The 17,293-nt window shown below is 64.1% G+C and carries 21 protein-coding genes and 1 riboswitch; of the genes, 8 read left to right on the top strand and 13 right to left on the bottom strand.

Features of this window, described 5'->3' with window-relative positions:
* Positions 1 to 2 precede the first annotated feature (2 nt).
* The 6 genes from bluB to leuD form a co-directional block, all read right to left on the bottom strand.
* Entirely contained in the window at positions 3 to 626 is a 624-nt protein-coding gene (gene bluB, locus PARACOCCUSGL_RS0104210) for a 5,6-dimethylbenzimidazole synthase (RefSeq protein ID WP_010393411.1), read from the bottom strand.
* Positions 626 to 1,159, bottom strand: coding sequence for a hypothetical protein (locus PARACOCCUSGL_RS0104205; protein ID WP_010393410.1), 534 nt, complete (start codon positions 1,157 to 1,159; stop codon positions 626 to 628). Before PARACOCCUSGL_RS0104205 ends, bluB begins: the two co-directional genes overlap by 1 nt.
* A gap of 66 nt (positions 1,160 to 1,225) precedes the next feature.
* Positions 1,226 to 1,924: a CbtA family protein gene (locus PARACOCCUSGL_RS0104200; protein WP_010393407.1), complete on the bottom strand. Its 699-nt coding sequence runs from the start codon at positions 1,922 to 1,924 to the stop codon at positions 1,226 to 1,228.
* Position 1,925: 1 nt separating this feature from the next.
* Complete coding sequence (locus PARACOCCUSGL_RS0104195; RefSeq protein ID WP_010393405.1) at positions 1,926 to 2,105, bottom strand: CbtB domain-containing protein; 180 nt, start codon at positions 2,103 to 2,105, stop codon at positions 1,926 to 1,928.
* Positions 2,106 to 2,141: 36 nt separating this feature from the next.
* A riboswitch (cobalamin riboswitch) is annotated at positions 2,142 to 2,350 on the bottom strand.
* 55 nt (positions 2,351 to 2,405) lie between these two features.
* A complete protein-coding gene (locus PARACOCCUSGL_RS0104190) occupies positions 2,406 to 3,458 on the bottom strand; it encodes an endonuclease/exonuclease/phosphatase family protein (protein WP_010393395.1) in 1,053 nt (350 codons plus the stop codon).
* Positions 3,449 to 4,054: a 3-isopropylmalate dehydratase small subunit gene (leuD, locus tag PARACOCCUSGL_RS0104185; protein WP_010393389.1), complete on the bottom strand. Its 606-nt coding sequence runs from the start codon at positions 4,052 to 4,054 to the stop codon at positions 3,449 to 3,451. The genes PARACOCCUSGL_RS0104190 and leuD overlap by 10 nt, the downstream gene beginning before the upstream one ends.
* A 91-nt stretch (positions 4,055 to 4,145) precedes the next feature.
* On the opposite strand from leuD, the gene PARACOCCUSGL_RS0104180 reads away from it, so the two are divergent.
* Entirely contained in the window at positions 4,146 to 4,727 is a 582-nt protein-coding gene (locus PARACOCCUSGL_RS0104180; protein ID WP_010393388.1) for a hypothetical protein, read from the top strand.
* Between the two features lie 17 nt (positions 4,728 to 4,744).
* On the opposite strand, the gene leuC is transcribed toward PARACOCCUSGL_RS0104180, so the two are convergent.
* A complete protein-coding gene (gene leuC, locus PARACOCCUSGL_RS0104175) occupies positions 4,745 to 6,181 on the bottom strand; it encodes a 3-isopropylmalate dehydratase large subunit (protein ID WP_010393387.1) in 1,437 nt (478 codons plus the stop codon).
* A gap of 307 nt (positions 6,182 to 6,488) precedes the next feature.
* Here leuC and PARACOCCUSGL_RS0104170 point away from each other — a divergent pair, with 307 nt between their 5' ends.
* From PARACOCCUSGL_RS0104170 to rlmH, 3 genes are read left to right on the top strand one after another with little or no spacing between them, the layout of a single operon-like run.
* Positions 6,489 to 6,749, top strand: coding sequence for a hypothetical protein (locus tag PARACOCCUSGL_RS0104170; protein ID WP_010393386.1), 261 nt, complete (start codon positions 6,489 to 6,491; stop codon positions 6,747 to 6,749).
* 50 nt (positions 6,750 to 6,799) lie between these two features.
* Positions 6,800 to 7,255, top strand: coding sequence for a ribosome silencing factor (rsfS, locus tag PARACOCCUSGL_RS20250; protein ID WP_083825813.1), 456 nt, complete (start codon positions 6,800 to 6,802; stop codon positions 7,253 to 7,255).
* Positions 7,256 to 7,258: 3 nt separating this feature from the next.
* Positions 7,259 to 7,726 (top strand): 23S rRNA (pseudouridine(1915)-N(3))-methyltransferase RlmH, encoded by a 468-nt coding sequence (rlmH, locus tag PARACOCCUSGL_RS0104160; protein ID WP_010393384.1) that lies wholly within the window; start codon positions 7,259 to 7,261, stop codon positions 7,724 to 7,726.
* Between the two features lie 39 nt (positions 7,727 to 7,765).
* Here the strand turns inward: rlmH and PARACOCCUSGL_RS0104155 are convergent, their stop codons facing one another.
* Complete coding sequence (locus PARACOCCUSGL_RS0104155) at positions 7,766 to 8,593, bottom strand: LOG family protein (protein WP_010393382.1); 828 nt, start codon at positions 8,591 to 8,593, stop codon at positions 7,766 to 7,768.
* 94 nt (positions 8,594 to 8,687) lie between these two features.
* On the opposite strand from PARACOCCUSGL_RS0104155, the gene dapD reads away from it, so the two are divergent.
* Together dapD and PARACOCCUSGL_RS0104145 are read left to right on the top strand one after the other, a co-directional pair.
* On the top strand, positions 8,688 to 9,515 hold the full coding sequence (gene dapD / locus PARACOCCUSGL_RS0104150) for a 2,3,4,5-tetrahydropyridine-2,6-dicarboxylate N-succinyltransferase (protein WP_010393379.1): 828 nt from the start codon (positions 8,688 to 8,690) through the stop codon (positions 9,513 to 9,515).
* 106 nt (positions 9,516 to 9,621) lie between these two features.
* Entirely contained in the window at positions 9,622 to 9,873 is a 252-nt protein-coding gene (locus PARACOCCUSGL_RS0104145) for a GlsB/YeaQ/YmgE family stress response membrane protein (protein WP_010393376.1), read from the top strand.
* A gap of 57 nt (positions 9,874 to 9,930) precedes the next feature.
* Here the strand turns inward: PARACOCCUSGL_RS0104145 and PARACOCCUSGL_RS0104140 are convergent, their stop codons facing one another.
* Positions 9,931 to 10,401, bottom strand: a complete 471-nt coding sequence (locus PARACOCCUSGL_RS0104140) for a YbaK/EbsC family protein (protein WP_010393374.1) — start codon at positions 10,399 to 10,401, stop codon at positions 9,931 to 9,933.
* A 56-nt stretch (positions 10,402 to 10,457) separates the two neighbouring features.
* Between PARACOCCUSGL_RS0104140 and PARACOCCUSGL_RS0104135 the strand changes: the two genes are divergently transcribed.
* On the top strand, positions 10,458 to 10,772 hold the full coding sequence (locus PARACOCCUSGL_RS0104135; RefSeq protein ID WP_010393367.1) for a hypothetical protein: 315 nt from the start codon (positions 10,458 to 10,460) through the stop codon (positions 10,770 to 10,772).
* Positions 10,773 to 10,848: 76 nt separating this feature from the next.
* On the top strand, positions 10,849 to 12,099 hold the full coding sequence (locus tag PARACOCCUSGL_RS0104130) for a lytic murein transglycosylase (RefSeq protein WP_010393358.1): 1,251 nt from the start codon (positions 10,849 to 10,851) through the stop codon (positions 12,097 to 12,099).
* Between the two features lie 486 nt (positions 12,100 to 12,585).
* On the opposite strand, the gene PARACOCCUSGL_RS0104125 is transcribed toward PARACOCCUSGL_RS0104130, so the two are convergent.
* Genes PARACOCCUSGL_RS0104125 through gpmI form a run of 4 tightly spaced genes read right to left on the bottom strand, consistent with a single transcriptional unit; the run spans position 12,586 to position 17,256 of the window.
* The gene (locus PARACOCCUSGL_RS0104125) at positions 12,586 to 13,077 is read right to left on the bottom strand and encodes an RNA pyrophosphohydrolase (protein WP_010393357.1); all 492 of its coding nucleotides are present in this window, start codon (positions 13,075 to 13,077) and stop codon (positions 12,586 to 12,588) included.
* Entirely contained in the window at positions 13,074 to 14,492 is a 1,419-nt protein-coding gene (locus PARACOCCUSGL_RS0104120; protein ID WP_010393355.1) for a S41 family peptidase, read from the bottom strand. The genes PARACOCCUSGL_RS0104125 and PARACOCCUSGL_RS0104120 overlap by 4 nt, the downstream gene beginning before the upstream one ends.
* Positions 14,489 to 15,727: a murein hydrolase activator EnvC gene (locus PARACOCCUSGL_RS0104115; RefSeq protein ID WP_010393353.1), complete on the bottom strand. Its 1,239-nt coding sequence runs from the start codon at positions 15,725 to 15,727 to the stop codon at positions 14,489 to 14,491. Before PARACOCCUSGL_RS0104115 ends, PARACOCCUSGL_RS0104120 begins: the two co-directional genes overlap by 4 nt.
* Entirely contained in the window at positions 15,724 to 17,256 is a 1,533-nt protein-coding gene (gene gpmI, locus PARACOCCUSGL_RS0104110; RefSeq protein ID WP_010393351.1) for a 2,3-bisphosphoglycerate-independent phosphoglycerate mutase, read from the bottom strand. Before gpmI ends, PARACOCCUSGL_RS0104115 begins: the two co-directional genes overlap by 4 nt.
* Positions 17,257 to 17,293: the final 37 nt, after the last annotated feature.

Raw genomic sequence — 17,293 nt, 5'->3', positions numbered from 1 at the left:
CCCTAGCGCCGCTGCCATTCGGGGGCGGTATTTTCCTGCCAGCCCCTGCGATGCAGCAATGGCGTGTCATCCTCAAACTCAGGCCAGCCGAGGCAGAGAAGGGCCGAGAACTCCCATTCAGGCGACACCTGCAAAAGCGCGGTGATCCGCCGGGGGTCGATGATCGAGACCATCCCCATCCCCAGATTGCGCGCCCGTGCCGCCAGCCATAGCGCCATGATTGCCATTGCGGTCGATTGTTGCAGCGTTTGCGGCATGGTTTCCCGGCCAAGGCCGTGCCCCTCAGAGGGGTCGAGACGGGTGAAGACGGCCAGCCACACCGGTGCGCGATCAAGACCTGCCAGTTTCAATGCATCATATTCCTGTCGCTGCTGGCCCCTATAGTGGCTGGCGGCCTCGGTATTGCAGCGTTGGAACTCGGCCCGGATCCGGTCGCGCAGAGCCGGGGTTTCGACGCGAACCACCCGCCAGGGACGAGAGTTGCCGACGGATGGCGCAAGCTCCATCGCGGCACGCAGCTCATCCAGCAGGGGTTCGGGCACAGGATCGGGGCGGAAATGGCGTATATCGCGGCGCCAGCGCAGGATGCGGTCCAGCGTGGCGCGATCTTCGGGGCCGAACTCCATCACGGTGTAGCGCAGATTGCGTTGTCGGGCAGGCCCTCGGCCCCGGCGCGGATGGCGACCGGGCGTTCGGGGACTGTCAGTTCGATAGCAAGCGGCTGGCCGCCGACGGTCAGGGGGCTGTGATCGTTGGCATTCAGTTCGACCCGCAGCTGATCGCCGGGCGCCAGCGACCCAAGGTGATGGGCGGGGCCATAAAGACGGGCGATCTTGGTGCCGTTCAGGTAAAGATGGGCGTGACCTTCACCCGCGCGGTGGGCCAGACCTGCATGTTCGGGTGCAAAGCAAAAGCCCTGCGCCTGCACGAACAGGTTCCAGCCGTTGACGCTGTCGGGTTCAAGCCGTGCCGAGGCAGTTGCGCTGCCAGCGGGCAGGTCGATGGCCGTGCCGTGGTGATGCGTCCCGGTCTGTGCGCCATGGCCATTGGCACCGTGGTCGTGGCCGTCCAGCGTGACGCCATTCGCGGCGGCGATGACAAAGCCCATGCCGCCGCCGAAGATCAGACCGATCAGCAGCATCGGGATCGAGCGATCCATGTCACTATCCTTGTTCATAGGAACAGCCGGACGATGGCCGCCCGGCTGCGAATGCTTCATTCCCGATCAGGCCGCCTGTGGCACTGGGGCGCCCTGCGCCTCGCGCTGCCAGAGCCAGCCCGAAAGCAGCCCAAGCAGGGTCCATGCCATGGCGCCTACGCCTAGCGAGCGGCCGGCGAATTCGGCTGCCAGTTCGGGCGGGACGGGGCCGGCGTAACTGTCGGGCTGCGGTGCTCCGATCAGATGCGGCGCGATGATCAGGATGATTGCCGCGCCCCATGCCGCCCAGCCTTTGCCAAAGACGATCAGCCACAGGGCAAGCCCGGTCGCAACCGCCGTGCCAAGCCACCAGATTGCGCGAAGCTGCACATCAGCGGCGGCAACGCCCGGCACCTCGGGTGCAAGGCCAAAGGCCGGGGCAAGCTGCATGGTGACAAAACCTGCAAGCCCCCACAGCAGCCCCTGCCGGGCTGATACCGTATTTCCCTGCACCTCGGTCACCGCCATCAGTGCCACCAGCATCAGCCCGTAGCCTGCATAGACCATCATGGTGAATAGAACCGACAGCATGTTGCGGCTCCATTCAAACGGACCGAGGTCCTGATGGGCGCTGACGGTCTCGGCCCCGAAATGGGTCAGTTGGCCCGATTCATACAGTTCGGCATGCAGCAGAACCGGCTGCACGAACCAAAGCTGCAACAGGGCGGCAATCAGCCCTGCTGCAGCGCCAGCGATCAATCCGCTGGTCACTATGCGCGAAAACATCTCAGTGGCAGGGGAAGCCGACTGCGTGACGCGTGTCATGCGCGGCATCATGCAGGGTTTCGGCCTGCACCAGCCCCGACACAAAGATCAGCCCAAAGCCGATGGCAAACGCTGCAATGGCGGGAAGCAGGACCGAGCGCGCGCCTGCGGCGCTGCTGGTCGTCATGGTCTTTGCGGTCATTCTTGACCCTTTCCTGTAGTCGTCCAACCCGACGACGTTACGGTTTCATGCACCGGCAGGTCTCCTGGCTTGCGGGTCACAGCTGACGCCCGCCTTCCCGGCCATGACGGGCCAGTGGCGTGATGGGCGTCCGCTCTCCGCTCACAGTCGCGGGGGCGGCTGCGGATTTGGCACCGGATGTTCCGGGCCGCACCGCATTCCCTTTTGGGCCCCGATCAAGGGGCACCGATACGTGGGCATGTTAGCTGCGAGATCGCGCCGGCGGCAAGCGGAATCGGGTGCCGTCTCGTCGCAGGCCGGTCAGGGCGCGGGTGGCCAATCCACATCGACCCAGACCAGCCGATGCGCCGAGGCTTTCAGCGCGGCCTCGGCCAGTGGCCCCTCGGCAGGCCAGAAGACGCCAGAGCCCAGCACCTCTAACCCCTTGGCGGGCAGGACGTAATCGACGCGCAGGTTGCCCGGCGGACGGTCGTCGCGCCAGTCGCCGGTATCCAGCGCGGGGTCGCCCTTATGGTTGTCGTTCACGCCCCCCCTGGCCGCCGTCCCTCCGGTGCTGCGGGGCAGGGGGTCGGTGACATGGGCCATGATCCGGGCCAAAGCCTCGGGTCGGCCGTCGCCGTCCATCGGATCAAGGTTCAGATTTCCGGCAAGCACGAAGGGACCTTTGGGCAGATGGTGCAGCCAGAAGGCCAGTTCGTCGTGATTGCGCCGCCCGTTCAAATCTTCGGGGCCGTCAAAGACCGGAGGGGTTGCTGACATAGCCAGCAGGTGCAGCGGCTGACCCGCAATGGTGATTTCAGCATCCCAATGCGCGGTCGAGGACAGGCGCCGCGCCGCCTCGACCTCGGGCGGCAGGGGCGGCATCAGGTTGCCGGGCAGATCGCGCCACAGGAAACCACTGTAATCCCGGACTGAGCCTATCGGGTGGCGTGACAGGATCGCCATACCGCCCTGACCGGTGAAATTGCCAAACCCCTGCGCATCATCTGCTGTGCCAAGCCGTCCGTCGGCGTTCAGATCCAGCCCGGTCGCCATGCCGGAATTTGGGCGTGCTGCAAAACGGTGGGGATAATCCAGCCCCGCCTTGGCCAGCCTTGCGGCAAATGCATCCAACGCCTTGCTGTCGTAGTCCCAGTCGAAATCGGTCAGCAAAAGGATATCGGGCCGTGTCCCGGCGATGACGCGGATTACGGCGTCAATCTGGCTGTCCTTGCGGGTCAGATCGCGCAGCAATAACCCCGGCCCGTCGCGTGACAGGCCGGGGCTATAGGTGGCGATCCGCAAAGGCTCTGCCAGAGTGCCCTGGGCCAGCGCGAGGATCAGCGCCAGCCCGGCGAAAGCATTCAGACCCAAGGCCGGCTCTGTTGCATCTGCGCCTCGAACGTGTCGATCGACGCGGACTTTTCCATGGTCAGGCCGATATCGTCCAGCCCGTTCAGCAGGCAATGTTTGCGGAAGGGGTCGATGTCGAAGCCAAAGCTTTGCCCGTCCGAAGTGGTGACGGTCTGGTTTTCAAGGTCGATGGTCATGCGGGCGTTGGCGCCTTTGCGGGCGTCCTCCATCAGCACGTCCACCGCCTCTTGCGGCATGACGATGGGCAGGATGCCGTTCTTGAAGCAGTTATTGTAAAAGATGTCGGCAAAGCTGGTCGAGATGACCGCGCGGATGCCAAAGTCCAGCAGTGCCCAGGGCGCATGCTCGCGCGACGAGCCGCAGCCAAAGTTATCCCCGGCGACGATGATTTCCGCGCTGCGATAGGCGGGCTGGTTCAGCACGAAATCGGCGATCTCGGTGCCGTCGGGATTGTAGCGCATCTCGTCAAACAGGTTCTTGCCCAGACCCGAACGATGGATCGTCTTGAGGAACTGTTTGGGGATGATCATGTCGGTGTCGATATTGACCAGCGGCATGGGGGCCGCGATGCCGGTCAGGGTGGTGAACTTGTCCATGTGTTGATCCTCGCGAATTGACTGGGGGAGTGCGTCCCCGTTAACCCAAGCCGGCTGGGCGCATAGCACCACGACGAAACGGGTCCTTCAGATGTTTTTTGGATTTTCGAGCTTTCACGACCTGCGTGCCTGCATCGCCCGCGACTGGACCCCAAAGATCGGGGACCCCGGGTTCGCCGGTTGGCTGACGGTTCTGTCCTATCTTGTCTGCCTGTGGCTGGCGGTGCTGGTACTGCGCCGTCGTCCGGCGGGTGCCGCACGCAAATTGTGGCTGGTCATTGCCGGGTTGATGGCCTTTCTGGCCCTGAACAAACAGCTGGATCTGCAAACTGCGCTGACCGCTGCGGGGCGGTGCGTGGCGCGGGCGCAGGGCTGGTATGACAGCCGCTATATCGTGCAGCTGGCCTTTATCGCCGGGCTGGTTCTGGGGGCCGTTCTGGCGCTGATCTGGGCGACGAAAGCCTTGCGCGGACACATGAGCCACAACCGCCTGGCCCTGCTGGGTCTGGCGGTGCTGTGCTGCTTTGTGCTGGTGCGCGCGGCTGGCTTTCATCATGTGGACAGGCTGATCAGTGCCGATTTTGCGGACATCAAGTTCAATTTCTGGCTCGAAAACGCGGGGCTTGTGCTGATTGCCCTTAACGCGCTGATGCTGTTGCGGCGGGGCCGCTAAGGACCCCGCCCAAGCGATCAGACCGTCTCGGTCAGAAACTCGCGCACATCGGTCAGATGACCGCGAATGCCCGCCGCTGCCGCCATGACCGGCGACATCAGGTGGGTGCGGCCACCACGGCCCATGCGGCCCTCAAAGTTGCGGTTCGAGGTCGCGGCGCAGCGTTCGCCGGGGGCAAGCTGGTCGGGGTTCATGCCCAGACACATCGAACAGCCGGCCAGACGCCATTCAAAGCCGGCGTCGATAAAAATCTTGTCCAGCCCCTCTTCCTCAGCCTGCATCCGCACCAGACCCGAGCCGGGCACGACCATGCCGCGCACACCCGGCGCCAGTTTCTGTCCCCTGAGGATCGAGGCCGCGGCGCGCAGATCCTCGATCCGGCCATTGGTGCAGGACCCGATAAAGACCGCGTCGATCTTGATTTCGTTCAGCGGGGTGCCCGGTTTCAGACCCATGTAGTCAAGGCTGCGGCGCACGGCCTCGACCTTGCCGCCTTCGAAATCCTCGGGCGCGGGGACGTTGGCGGAGATCGGCAGAACGTCCTCGGGCGAGGTGCCCCAGGTCACGACCGGGGCGATGTCCTCGGCGCGGATGGTGATGACTTTGTCCCAATGCGCGCCTTCGTCGGAATACAGGGTTTTCCACCAGGCTAGCGCGGCCTCCCACGCGGCGCCTTTCGGCGCGTGCGGGCGGCCCTTGACGTATTCAAAGGTCTTTTCGTCAGGGGCGATCAGGCCGGCGCGGGCGCCACCTTCGATCGCCATGTTGCAGACGGTCATCCGGCCTTCCATCGACAGGTCGCGGATCGCTTCGCCGCAATATTCGATGACATAGCCGGTGCCACCAGCCGTGCCGGTGTGGCCGATGATCGACAGCGTAATGTCCTTGGCGGTCACACCGGGGCGCAGCTTGCCGGTGATCTCGACCTTCATGTTCCTGGACTTTTTCTGGATCAGCGTCTGGGTGGCCAGAACATGCTCGACCTCAGAGGTCCCGATGCCGTGGGCAAGCGCACCAAAAGCGCCATGGGTCGCGGTATGGCTGTCGCCGCAAACCACGGTCATGCCGGGCAGGGTCCAGCCCTGTTCGGGGCCGACGATGTGAACGATGCCCTGACGGATGTCGTTCATCGGGTAGTAGTTCAGCCCGAATTCGCGGGCGTTCTTGTCCAGTTCAGCGACCTGGATACGGCCCTCGGGGTTTTCGATGCCGTTCACGCGGTCGGCGGTGGTCGGGACGTTGTGGTCCGGCACGGCGATGGTCTGGTCGGGGCGGCGCACCTTGCGCCCGGCCATGCGCAGGCCCTCGAATGCCTGGGGCGAGGTCACCTCATGCACGAGGTGGCGGTCGATATAGAGGATGCAGGTCCCGTCATCAGAACGCTCGACCACATGGGCGTCAAAGATTTTGTCGTACAGGGTGCGGGGCGCGCCCGCGTTGGTGTTGCCGGTCATGGCTGTCTCTTTTCTGGAAGACTAGCTGGGAAAAGGCGAAATTCGGGCCGCAGCAGGCGGCAGGACGCGCGCAGGCGCCCGCGCCCGTCAAAGTCGGGCGGTGACGGACAGGGTTTCCCCGTAGAACCGACCCGGCAGGCGGGCACGGTCATGGATGTCGAAATAGACGAATCCTCGCATGCGCCCAGTAATAGGTTCATTTGCCCGTGTGTTCAATCATGTTCAACCGCTCTACACGGGGCTGTTAATTCCATCTCAGCAGTTTGGCCCTATCTTCCACGGCAAATGAGTCGGGAAGGGACCGGTCATGCTGATTCGCTTTGTCCTGCGGGCGATCCCGCTGATCTGCGTGGCGATTTTCGCGCTGGCGGTGCATGTCACCCACACACCGGCGGAACGTGCGCGGGAAATGGCACATCTGGCAAACAGGCCGCTGACCTGGGCGGCGGGGCAGGTGCGCTGCGCCGATCCCTGGGGCAATCTGCCAGTTTCTGCCTGTCCCGGCGGTATTGAGGCCCAGAAAACCGACGTCCCCTCATTGAGCGGACGGAATTCCGTGCTAAATTAATAAGACCCCGGCGCCGGGGGAGATCGGCGTGATGACCGGAGGATGAACCCCTGTCCAATACCGTCTCGCCGGCTACCACGCCGGCTGCGACCACCGCGGATTCCCAGCTGACGAGCGATCAGCTACTAAGCCGCATTCTTGCTTCGCTTGACGACGACAAGGCCGAGGATGTCGTGACCATCGACCTGCGCGGTCGCTCGGCCATGGCTGATCACATGGTGATCGCTTCGGGCCGGAACGCGCGCCAGGTAGCCTCGATCGCTGAAAAGCTGGTCGATCGGCTAAAGCAGCAATCCGGCCGCTCTGCCCGAATCGAGGGGAAAGAGACCGGCGATTGGGTGCTGATCGACACCGATGACGTGATCGTGCACGTATTCCGCCCCGAGGTCCGGGAATTCTATCAGCTGGAAAAGATGTGGATGCCGGCTGATGCGCTGCGTTCGGCCACGCTGGACCGGATGCGTGCCGAACACGCCGCCGGACAGGCAGGCAAGCCCGAGAACTGACATATGCGCATGGTCATTGCCGCGGTCGGGCGGCTGCGGCAGGGCCCCGAGGCGAAGCTTGTCGCCGATTATCTTGAACGTCACGCCAAGGCGGGCCGCGCCTTGGGTTTGCCGCCCGTCACCCTGGCCGAGGTCGAGGACAAGCGCGGCGGCGGCATGGCCGCCGAGGCGGCGCTGCTTTCCAAAGTCATCCCCGAAGGTGCCGCGCTGGTGGTGCTGGATGAGCGCGGGCAGATGCTCAGCTCTCCTGAGTTAGCCAGCCGAATCGCCGGCTGGCGCGATCAGGCGCGGGATGTGGCCTTTGTGATCGGCGGGGCAGATGGCATCGACCCCATGTTGCGCGACCGTGCTGATCTGGCGATCAGCTTTGGCCGGATGGTCTGGCCGCATATGCTGGTCCGGGTGATGCTGACCGAACAGATCTATCGCGCCACCACCATCCTTGCAGGCAGTCCCTATCACCGGGAATGATCTGTCCCCCCCACCTGATGGGGACAACCGCCCGCCCCGTCAGGAGCAGGGCTCGACCCAGTTGTCGATGATCTCGACCGCCTCGTCGGCGCTTTCGACAAAGCTGATCAACTCCAGATCCTCGGGGCTGATGGTACCCGCCTTGGCCAGCGCCTCCCAGTTGATGACCTCGTTCCAGAACTCGGACCCGAACAGGATGAAGGGCACGCGTTTCATGCGCCCGGTCTGGATCAGGGTCAGCGCCTCGAACATCTCGTCCATGGTGCCAAAGCCGCCGGGGAAGATCGTCACCGCCTTGGCCCGCATCAGAAAGTGCATCTTGCGGATCGCGAAATAATGGAAGTTGAAGCACAGATCCGGCGTCACATAAGCGTTCGGAGCCTGCTCATGCGGCAGCACGATTGACAGGCCGATCGAGGTGCCACCGGCCTCATGTGCGCCAAGGTTGCCGGCCTCCATCACCCCAGGACCGCCACCGGTGCAGATCACATTCTCGGCGCCATAGCTTTTCAGGCTGCGCTCGGTCATCAGCCGGGCAAAGCGCCGCGCCTCGTCATAGTAATGCGACAGGGCGGCCAGCGTCGGCGTGCGGGCCGTCTCGCGCTGATCGGGTGCCGGGATCCGGGCACCGCCGAACATCACCACGGTCGAGCGGATGCCGCGCGCATCCATGATCATCTGCGGTTTCAGCAGCTCAAGCTGCAGCCGGACCGGACGCAGCTCTTCGCGCAGCAGGAACTCGGTATCAGTAAAGGCCAGCCGATAAGCCGGTGCGCGCGTCTGCGGCGTATCGGGGGTGGTCCTGGTTACCTGGACATCCTGATGGCTGTCACGGAACGGATTGCTGCGCTCTTCAAACTCTGTCATCCAAACCTCTGGCACGGACTGCCGCACATTGCGCGGCCGCAGCCCTCGGCTTATAGCCCTTGGTCAGGAGTTTCCACCGTTGAGAGGCCAGACCATGTCGAATGACGCCCTTGAAGCCGCCATCGAAGCCGCCTGGGAGAACCGTGACCAGATCACCCCGGCCACCAGGGGCGAGGTCCGCGACGCCATCGAGGCGACGCTGGAGGCACTGGACAAGGGCGTGCTGCGCGTCGCCGAAAAACGTGAAAATAACGACTGGCATGTCAATCAATGGGCGAAAAAGGCGGTGCTGCTGGGCTTTCGCCTGAAGGATATGGAGATCCACAGCGGCGGCCCGCAGGGCGGTACCTGGTGGGACAAGGTAGACAGCAAATTCGCCAGCTGGGGCGAAGCCCAGTGGAAAGAGGCGGGCTTTCGCGCCGTGCCGAACTGTGTCGTCCGCCGCTCGGCCTATATTGCCAGGGGCGCGGTGCTGATGCCCAGCTTTGTGAACCTGGGCGCCTATGTCGATGAAGGTACCATGGTTGATACCTGGGTCACCGTCGGCTCTTGCGCGCAGATCGGCAAGAACGTGCACCTGTCGGGCGGCGTCGGCATTGGCGGCGTGCTGGAGCCCATGCAGGCCGGTCCGACCATCATCGAGGACAACTGCTTTATCGGCGCCCGCTCCGAGGTGGTCGAAGGCGTGATCGTGCGCGAAGGTTCTGTCCTCGGGATGGGCGTGTTTATCGGCAAATCGACCAAGATCGTGGACCGCGAAACCGGCGAGGTCACCTATGGCGAGGTTCCGGCGGGTTCAGTCGTCGTCTCGGGTTCGCTGCCGTCCAGGAATGGCGTGAACCTGTATTGCGCGGTGATCGTCAAGCGCGTCGATGCGCAGACCCGTTCAAAAACCTCGATCAACGAGCTTTTGCGCGATTGATCCGCCAATCCGGCCGCGTCGCATACACCAAGTTGCGAGGCGGCCGTGAACCGAAGCCGGGTTTGTGCGTTCTGTCCGCATGACATCTTGAAAGCGGAGGTATCACATGCAGGGTTTGGGTTGGCTGGCGGCGATCATCGTCGGTGGTCTGGCGGGCTGGATCGCCAGCAGCATCATGAAGGCCGATACGGGGATCATCCTCAACGTCATCCTTGGCATCGTCGGCGCGGTGGTCGGCAATGCGCTTCTGGGCCTTGTCGGGCTGAATGCGCAGGCGGGCAGCTGGCTTGCCCAGGGCGTGGCGGGACTGGTCGGCGCGGTGCTGCTGATCTGGCTTTATCGCGCGGTCGCGGGTTAGGGCGCCCGCACGAAAACAGGAAAGGGGGGTGGATTTTCCGCCCCCTTTTCTTTGGGGTCAGGCGGTGAAATCCGCCGTCTGTGCGCCGGTCACGCGGGTCAGGTCCTGTGGCGTAATGGAGAACACATGGCGTGGTGTGCCAGCCGCCGCCCATACGGTCGAAAACTCCAGCAGGCGCGGGTCTATCCATGCCTCAAGCGGGCGCAGATGCCCGACCGGCGCCACACCGCCGATGGCAAAGCCGGTCTCGGCGCGGATCAGTTCGGCATCGGCCTTGCCCAGCTTTTGTCCCGCGACCGCAGTTGCCTTGGCCGGATCGACCCGGTTGCCGCCTGCAGTCAGGAACAGCACGACATGGCCGCTGTCCTCGCCCCGGAAAATGATGGATTTGGCAATCTGATCGACCTCGCAGCCGATTGCTGCAGCCGCGCCTTCGGCGGTGCGGGCGCTGTCGTCGGTCTCGCGGATCTCGGCGGTCAGGCCCGCCTCTTGCAGTGCGGTGCGCACCCGCCGCAAGCTCTTGCTCATTGCCTCCTCCATCTGTTTCGGGCGATATGACCGCAAGTTGGCGCAAAGGAAAAGCCATGCAACAGGTTTATACGCTTCTGGTCGAGGTCGGGCGCGCTGCAGAGGACGGGCTGCCCGAAGGTGCGACCGGCGCGGCGCTGGTCTGCTACGCATCGGGCAAGGACGAAGATGAGGCGGTGCGCGAGACCGTCGCCATCCTGAAACAGGCCGGCCTTGCACCGCTGGAGGTCACCGGCCACGGCACGATCGAAGAGCGTCTGGCCGAGGGGCATGAGATCTCCGACGAAGAACGCGCCCTGATGGAGCGTGCCCGCCAAGAGAATGCCGTCATCGTCGCGCAGATGGAGACGCTCTATGACCACGAGGACTGATCCGCCCCTATCCAGCCGGCCCATGCTGGGTTAGACTGACCGAAACCAGAACAAAAGCACGGAACGGACAGGCAGAATGACCAGACGCATCATGCGCATTGCGACCGCCGCCCTGCTGATCGGCACGCTGGCCGGTTGTGGCGTTTCGCTGAACAGGACCCCCGGCGCGGTTGGCGGCAATTTCAGCGGGTTGCCCACTGCGGGAGGGCAGGGTTCTGAGGCAGGTTTCCGGAACTGGGTGCAAAGCTTCCGCCCGCGCGCGCTGGCTGCCGGGATCTCGCCCACGGTCTTTGACGGCGCCATGGCGGATGCCCATTATCAGCCCAGCCTTGTCGCTCTTGATCGCAAGCAGAGCGAATTTACCAAGCCGATCTGGGAATATCTCGACGGTGCCATCGGGACGCGCGGCGCGACCGGTCGCAGCAAGGCCGCGCAATATGCAAGCACACTGTCGGCAATTGAATCCCGCTATGGCGTCCCACGTGAAATCGTGCTGGCGGTCTGGGGGATGGAATCGAACTTTGGCGTCAATCGTGGCAATACCCGCATCGTGCCGGCACTGGCAACGCTGGCCTATGACGGCCGCCGGGGTGAGTTCTTTGCGGGTGAGCTGGTCGCCGCGCTGCGCATCATCCAGTCCGGCGATGTCGACAGCGCCCATATGGTCGGCAGCTGGGCGGGGGCCATGGGCCATACGCAGTTCATGCCGTCATCCTTCCTTGCCCATGCGGTAGACTTTAACGGGGACGGCCGCCGCGACATCTGGTCGAACGATCCGACCGACGCGCTGGCCTCGACCGCAAGCTATCTGCGCCAGAACGGCTGGCGTTCGGGTCAAAGCTGGGGCGCTGAGGTGATCCTGCCTCCGGGCTTTGACTTCAACCAGACCGGTAAATCGGTGCAGCATTCCGGCAGCCAATGGGCGTCTATGGGTGTGCGCACGGTCAGCGGCGCGCCGGTGCCTTCGGGTTCGATCCTGGCCCCGGCGGGTGCGCGCGGTCCGGCCTTCCTGATCACCGGGAATTTCCGCGCCATCCTGAAATACAATGCCTCGGACAGCTATGCGCTGGCCGTTGCCTATCTGGGTGAGGCCATCGCCGGCCGTCCCGGCATTCAGGGCAACTGGCCGCGCGGAGACCGCACCCTGTCAAACACCGAAAAGGCCGAGATCCAGCGCCTGCTGATGGCCAAGGGCTTTGACACCGGCGGGGTGGACGGCAAACTGGGGAGCCAGTCGACCGAGGCCATCAAGGCCTTCCAACGCTCGCGCGGTGTGACGCCTGACGGCTATGCCGATACCCGCTTGCTGGCGATGCTGCGAGGCTGAGAGCGCGGAACCAGCGGTCATTACCTGCGGTGTGGCCTTGGTGCGGGGGCGGCAGGACCGCCCCTTGGCGAAGCAGGGGCTATGCAATCCGCAGGTGGCGTTTCTCCATGCCAGAACATCCGAAAGAATCGGGCGCCTGTGACCCTGGCCTGACATGATGGCGCCGGGATGACGGCAAGGTCATGTATATACACGGCATATCCGGTGTGTGCGCTATCGCAGCGAACGCGGCTTATCCCCATTGACACAGGGAATACGGCGATCACTTCGCCGACGATCCCGAACCGGCCCGCTTATCCCGGCGTATGCCGGGAACACTATGAAAACGGGCAGGCCGGTCCCGGGCTGGCGGATTATCCCCGCACATCGGGGACGCGCTTTCTTGATGCGGGCCTGAAGGTTGTGACCTGTCCATCCCCGCGCAGGCGGGGAAACCCTTCCCGATCCGACCCAAAGCAAGCCCGCCCGGCCCCGGACGGACTGCCTTCAAGCCAGAATTTCGCGGAAATCGGCGAGGACGCGGGCATAGACCTCGCGCTTGAAAGGTACGATGCTCTCGATCAGGTCCGAGGCCCGCATCCACTGCCACCGGTCGAACTCCGGGTGTTCGGTCTCAATACGGATGGCGTCGTCGGCACCGTGAAAGCGCATGGCAAACCATTTCTGCTTTTGCCCGCCGTATTTGCCCTTCCAGACCTTGCCCAAAAGCTCGGGCGGCAGGTCATAGGTCACCCAGTCCGGGGTTTCGGACACCACCTCGACCAGATCGGGGGTGACGCCGGTTTCCTCGACCAGCTCGCGCAACGCGGCCTCGCGCGGGGTTTCGCCCTTGTCGATGCCGCCCTGAGGCATCTGCCAGGCGGGGCCGGGATTGTCGATGCGCTGCCCGGCAAAAATCAGCCCGGCGGGGTTGATCAGCACCACCCCCGCACAGGGACGATAGGGCAGGCCCGACGGGCCGAGCAGCTCTGTGCTCATTCGGCCTTCGCCCCCTCCTGACCCGAATCCTCGCCGGTATTGGCGGGTTTCGCGGCCTCGGGCACGGCCTGGGCGTGGTAATCCACGGCAGCGAGCCCCTTGAGGATGTCGACGGCATAGGCCAGCTGGTAGTCCTCTTCCCGCAGTTTTGCGGTGGCGGCGACCTGCTTGGCCTCTTCCTCGATCTGCTTGCGCTCTTCGTCGCTGATCGAATCGTTGTTCAGCGCCCCGCGCAGATCGGCTTCCGAGCTGAGGAATTTCGACTCGGTCAGCGGCTTGTTGGCCTCATCCTCGTCCTTGGGCTTGGGTGCCGGCTGCTCGACGATGATGTCGGGCTGGATGCCAAGGGCCTGAATCGAACGGCCCGAGGGCGTATAATAGCGTGCCGTCGTCAGCCGGATGGCGCTGTCCGAAGTGACCGGCATCACCGTCTGGACCGAGCCTTTGCCAAAGCTCTTGGTGCCCACGACGATGGCACGGCGGTGATCCTGCAGCGCGCCGGTGACAATTTCCGAGGCCGAGGCCGAGCCGCCGTTGATCAGCACGACCATCGGTTTGCCCTGCGCCAGGTCGCCGGTCTTGGCATTCCATCGCTCGCTGTCCTCGGTTTTGCGGCCGCGGGTCGAGACGATCTCGCCGCGGTCAAGGAATGCGTCCGAAACCTCGATCGCCTGGTTCAGCAGACCGCCGGGGTTGTTGCGCAGGTCCAGCACAAAGCCCGTGACCTTCTCGATGCCGCCCGCATCCTCGATAGCCTTTGCCATCTCAGTCTTGAGCGTCGAGAAGGTTTCGTCGTTGAAGGTGGTGACGCGCAGGACGACGGCATGGCCCTCGATGCGGGTTTTGACCACCGTCAGCTTGATGACGTCGCGGGTGATGGTCAGATCAAAGGGCTCTTTTTCGCCCTCGCGCAGAATGGTGATCTTGATTTCCGAACCAACCGGGCCGCGCATCTTTTCGACCGCCTCGTCCAGGTTCAGGCCCATCAGCGATTCGCCGTTCACATGGGTGATGTAATCACCGGCCTTGACGCCGGCCTCGGCTGCCGGGGTGTCGTCGATGGGCGAGATGACCTTGACCAGCCCGTCCTCTTGCCCGACCTCGATCCCAAGGCCGCCAAAGCTGCCACGGGTCTGGGTCTGCATGTCGTCGTAATCCTTGGCCGACAGGAACGAGCTGTGCGGATCAAGCGAGGTCAGCATACCGTTGATCGCTGCCTCGATCAGCTTCTTGTCGTCCACCTGTTCGACGTAATCGGCACGGACGCGCTCGAACACATTGCCGAACAGGTCAAGCTGTTCATAGACCGAGGCGTTCCTGCCGGATTCCTGCGCGACCAGGGGACCCGCGAATTGGGTGGCGACGGTGATGCCCGCAAGCGTGCCGATCGCCCCTGCCAGAAGATAATGTCTCATTCGGTTCCGTCCTGCCCGGTTGCGTTGCTGCGGTCCATGCCGTTGGTGGCTTCTCCGATGATTGGATTCATCATGAACCACTCGGCCGGGTCCAGTGTTTCCTTGCCGTTGCGAAGTTCAACATAGAGTGTCTCGCTCTGTCCAGCGCCACCTCCGGCTGCGGCATTGGCGACAAACTCGGCGCCGAACTCTTGCGCGGGGGGTTCCTGTCCGCCCATCAGACCAACCGGTTCGCCCGCCGCCAGCACGTCGCCCGTCTCGCCAAAGACCTGCGCCAGACCGGCAAATATCATCAGATACCCGCGTGCGGGCTCAACGATCATCACATTGCCGTAATCAAGCAAAGGTCCGCGATAGCGGATGGTGGCGGGCCAGGGGGTCGTGACAAGCGCGGCGGGGGCGGTCGCGATGACCAGTCCCGGCCTGCGTACACCGGCGGCATCGGGTTCATCATAGCGATGCAGTACCCTGCCCAGCACCGGCAGGGGCAGGCTGCCCTGTGCACCCTCGAAATCGGCCATGGGCGCGCCGACGTCCTGTTCCATGCCGACGATGCCCGAGGCAAAGGCCTCCAGCGTGTCGGCCGATTGCACCAGTGCCGTCAGCTCCTTGGGGTCCTCGCCAAAGCGCACCGGCAGGTTTGAACGGTCGGTAACCGCCGAGGCAAGCAGCCGCCGCGCCTCTTGCACCTGCCCAAGCCCCTGCGCCAGCGTGTTCGCGGCGCTAAGCTGGATGGCGCGCACGGTGCGGATTTCCTCAAGCTTTTGCTGCATGCTGCGGGCCTCGGCCTCAAGTCCCGGTGCAACCGAGGACAGGATCATTCCCGCCCGGGCCGAGGATTCCGGTCCGGCGGGATGCAAAAGCAGCATGGTTTCGGGTGATTTCTGCATCGACGTCATCACGCCCAGCACCCGGCCCAGCCGTTCGCGGCGCGAATCGAATTCGGTGCGGATCTCTTGTTCGCGGATACCGGCACGACGCAGCCCCTCGCGCAGCGCCGAGAGGCCCTGCTCATAGGCGCGGATCATGCGGGTCAAAGAGGCAACCTGATCGTCCTCGGTCAGGGCCTCGTCCAGCTGGCTGACCGCCTCGCGCAGCATGTTGGCTGCCTCGGCAGCCTGCTCTGCCGCATCATTCAGTTGCGAATCGCCCTGTCCCGGAGTCGCCGGCTGAGCCGGGGCGATCGAGCCGATGGCCAAAGCCATCAGCACCGGCAGGAACAGCCATGGTTTCATGCGCGCTCGATCAGTGATGTGCCGGTCATTTCGGGCGGCAGGTCCAGACCCATCAGGTCAAGCACCGTGGGCGCGACTTCGGCCAGCCGGCCATTGCGCAGCCTTGCCCCCTTTGGGCCGCCAAAGACGATCACCGGTACCGGGTTGGTGGTATGGGCGGTGTGCGGGCCGCCGGTTTCGGGGTCGATCATCGTTTCGCAATTGCCGTGATCGGCGATGACCACCGCCGCGCCGCCAGCTTTCTCCAACGCCGCCAGCATCATGCCCAGCCCCTGGTCCACCGCCTCGCAGGCGCGGATTGCGGCGGGCAGGCTGCCGGTATGGCCGACCATGTCAGGGTTGGCATAGTTCACGACGATCAGATCATAGCCCGCGCCAATCGCCTCGACCAGTTTGGCGCTGACCTCGGGTGCGGCCATCTCGGGGGCAAGATCATAGGTCGCGACCTTGGGGCTGTTCGGCATAAAGCGGTCCTCGCCCGGTTCGGGCGTTTCCTTGCCGCCGTTCAGAAAGAAGGTGACATGGGGGTATTTCTCGGTCTCGGCCAGACGGAACTGCCGCAGACCCTTTTGCGCCACCCAGGCGCCCAGCGTGTTCACAACCGGCCGCTTGGGATAGGCGGCAGTCATATATTCGTCGTGTCTGGCCGAATAATCGACCATGCCAAGCAACGCCGCCCATTCTGGCCGCCGTCCGGTGTCAAAGGCCGAGAAATCCGGCTGGCCGATGGCGGCAAGGATTTCTCGCGCGCGGTCAGCGCGGAAGTTGAGGCAGAAGAACCCGTCATTGTCCCGCGCCCCGGCGTAATCCCCGATCACGGTCGGTTCGATGAATTCGTCGGTTTCGCCGCGGGCATAAGCCTCGGCCACGGCGTCGGCCGCATTTGCGGCGTGCAGCCCCTCGCCGCGGATCATGGCGGCATAGGCGCGCGAGACGCGTTCCCACCGATTATCGCGGTCCATGGCGTAATAACGACCGATGACAGTGCCGATACGCGCTGCCTGGGGCATCCGGCCCAGCAGGTCAGCCATAAAGCCCGAGGCCGATTCAGGCGCCACGTCGCGGCCATCTGTCACCGCGTGGATGACGACCGGCACCCCTTTGTCAGCGATGGCCCGCGCTGCGGCAAGCACATGCTCAAGATGGCCATGCACCCCGCCGTCCGAGATGACACCCATCAGATGGGCAGTGCCACCCGAGGCCTTGAGCTTGCGGATGAATTCGCCAATCGCCGGGTTTTCGTAAAAGCTGCCATCCTCGATTGCGAGGTCGATCTGACCCAGATCCATGGCTACGACCCGGCCCGCGCCGATATTGGTATGCCCGACCTCAGAGTTACCCATCTGGCCTTTCGGCAGACCGACATCCGGGCCAAAGGTCACCAGCCGCGCATGCGGGCAGTCGTGCATCAGCCGGTCGAAATTCGGCGTCCTCGCCTGATCGGGTGCGCTCTGCTCGGGCCGGTCGGAAATGCCCCAGCCATCGAGGATGCACAGGACGACGGGTTTCGGACGGTTCGGCTGGGTCATGCGGCACCTCTTTCGCGGGTCGTCACGCTTCTACGAC

Origin of the sequence: Paracoccus sp. TRP, from assembly GCF_000185925.1 — a bacterium.
Lineage (GTDB): Bacteria > Pseudomonadota > Alphaproteobacteria > Rhodobacterales > Rhodobacteraceae > Paracoccus > Paracoccus kondratievae.
The sequence above is the reverse complement of the archived record's forward strand: the minus strand, read 5'-3'. Positions and strand labels throughout refer to the sequence as shown.

Coding starts and splice junctions, on each gene's coding strand:
- PARACOCCUSGL_RS0104120 (WP_010393355.1), bottom strand. CDS start 14,492: ATGAGACATTATCTTCTGGCAGGGGCGATCGGCACGCTTGCGGGCATC.
- PARACOCCUSGL_RS0104205 (WP_010393410.1), bottom strand. CDS start 1,159: ATGGATCGCTCGATCCCGATGCTGCTGATCGGTCTGATCTTCGGCGGC.
- leuD (WP_010393389.1), bottom strand. CDS start 4,054: ATGGACAAGTTCACCACCCTGACCGGCATCGCGGCCCCCATGCCGCTG.
- PARACOCCUSGL_RS0104125 (WP_010393357.1), bottom strand. CDS start 13,077: ATGAGCACAGAGCTGCTCGGCCCGTCGGGCCTGCCCTATCGTCCCTGT.
- rlmH (WP_010393384.1), top strand. CDS start 7,259: ATGCGCATGGTCATTGCCGCGGTCGGGCGGCTGCGGCAGGGCCCCGAG.
- PARACOCCUSGL_RS0104145 (WP_010393376.1), top strand. CDS start 9,622: ATGCAGGGTTTGGGTTGGCTGGCGGCGATCATCGTCGGTGGTCTGGCG.
- PARACOCCUSGL_RS0104180 (WP_010393388.1), top strand. CDS start 4,146: ATGTTTTTTGGATTTTCGAGCTTTCACGACCTGCGTGCCTGCATCGCC.
- PARACOCCUSGL_RS0104155 (WP_010393382.1), bottom strand. CDS start 8,593: ATGACAGAGTTTGAAGAGCGCAGCAATCCGTTCCGTGACAGCCATCAG.
- PARACOCCUSGL_RS0104140 (WP_010393374.1), bottom strand. CDS start 10,401: ATGAGCAAGAGCTTGCGGCGGGTGCGCACCGCACTGCAAGAGGCGGGC.
- bluB (WP_010393411.1), bottom strand. CDS start 626: ATGGAGTTCGGCCCCGAAGATCGCGCCACGCTGGACCGCATCCTGCGC.
- PARACOCCUSGL_RS0104195 (WP_010393405.1), bottom strand. CDS start 2,105: ATGACCGCAAAGACCATGACGACCAGCAGCGCCGCAGGCGCGCGCTCG.
- gpmI (WP_010393351.1), bottom strand. CDS start 17,256: ATGACCCAGCCGAACCGTCCGAAACCCGTCGTCCTGTGCATCCTCGAT.
- dapD (WP_010393379.1), top strand. CDS start 8,688: ATGTCGAATGACGCCCTTGAAGCCGCCATCGAAGCCGCCTGGGAGAAC.
- leuC (WP_010393387.1), bottom strand. CDS start 6,181: ATGACCGGCAACACCAACGCGGGCGCGCCCCGCACCCTGTACGACAAA.
- PARACOCCUSGL_RS0104130 (WP_010393358.1), top strand. CDS start 10,849: ATGACCAGACGCATCATGCGCATTGCGACCGCCGCCCTGCTGATCGGC.
- PARACOCCUSGL_RS0104115 (WP_010393353.1), bottom strand. CDS start 15,727: ATGAAACCATGGCTGTTCCTGCCGGTGCTGATGGCTTTGGCCATCGGC.
- PARACOCCUSGL_RS0104135 (WP_010393367.1), top strand. CDS start 10,458: ATGCAACAGGTTTATACGCTTCTGGTCGAGGTCGGGCGCGCTGCAGAG.
- PARACOCCUSGL_RS0104200 (WP_010393407.1), bottom strand. CDS start 1,924: ATGTTTTCGCGCATAGTGACCAGCGGATTGATCGCTGGCGCTGCAGCA.
- PARACOCCUSGL_RS0104170 (WP_010393386.1), top strand. CDS start 6,489: ATGCTGATTCGCTTTGTCCTGCGGGCGATCCCGCTGATCTGCGTGGCG.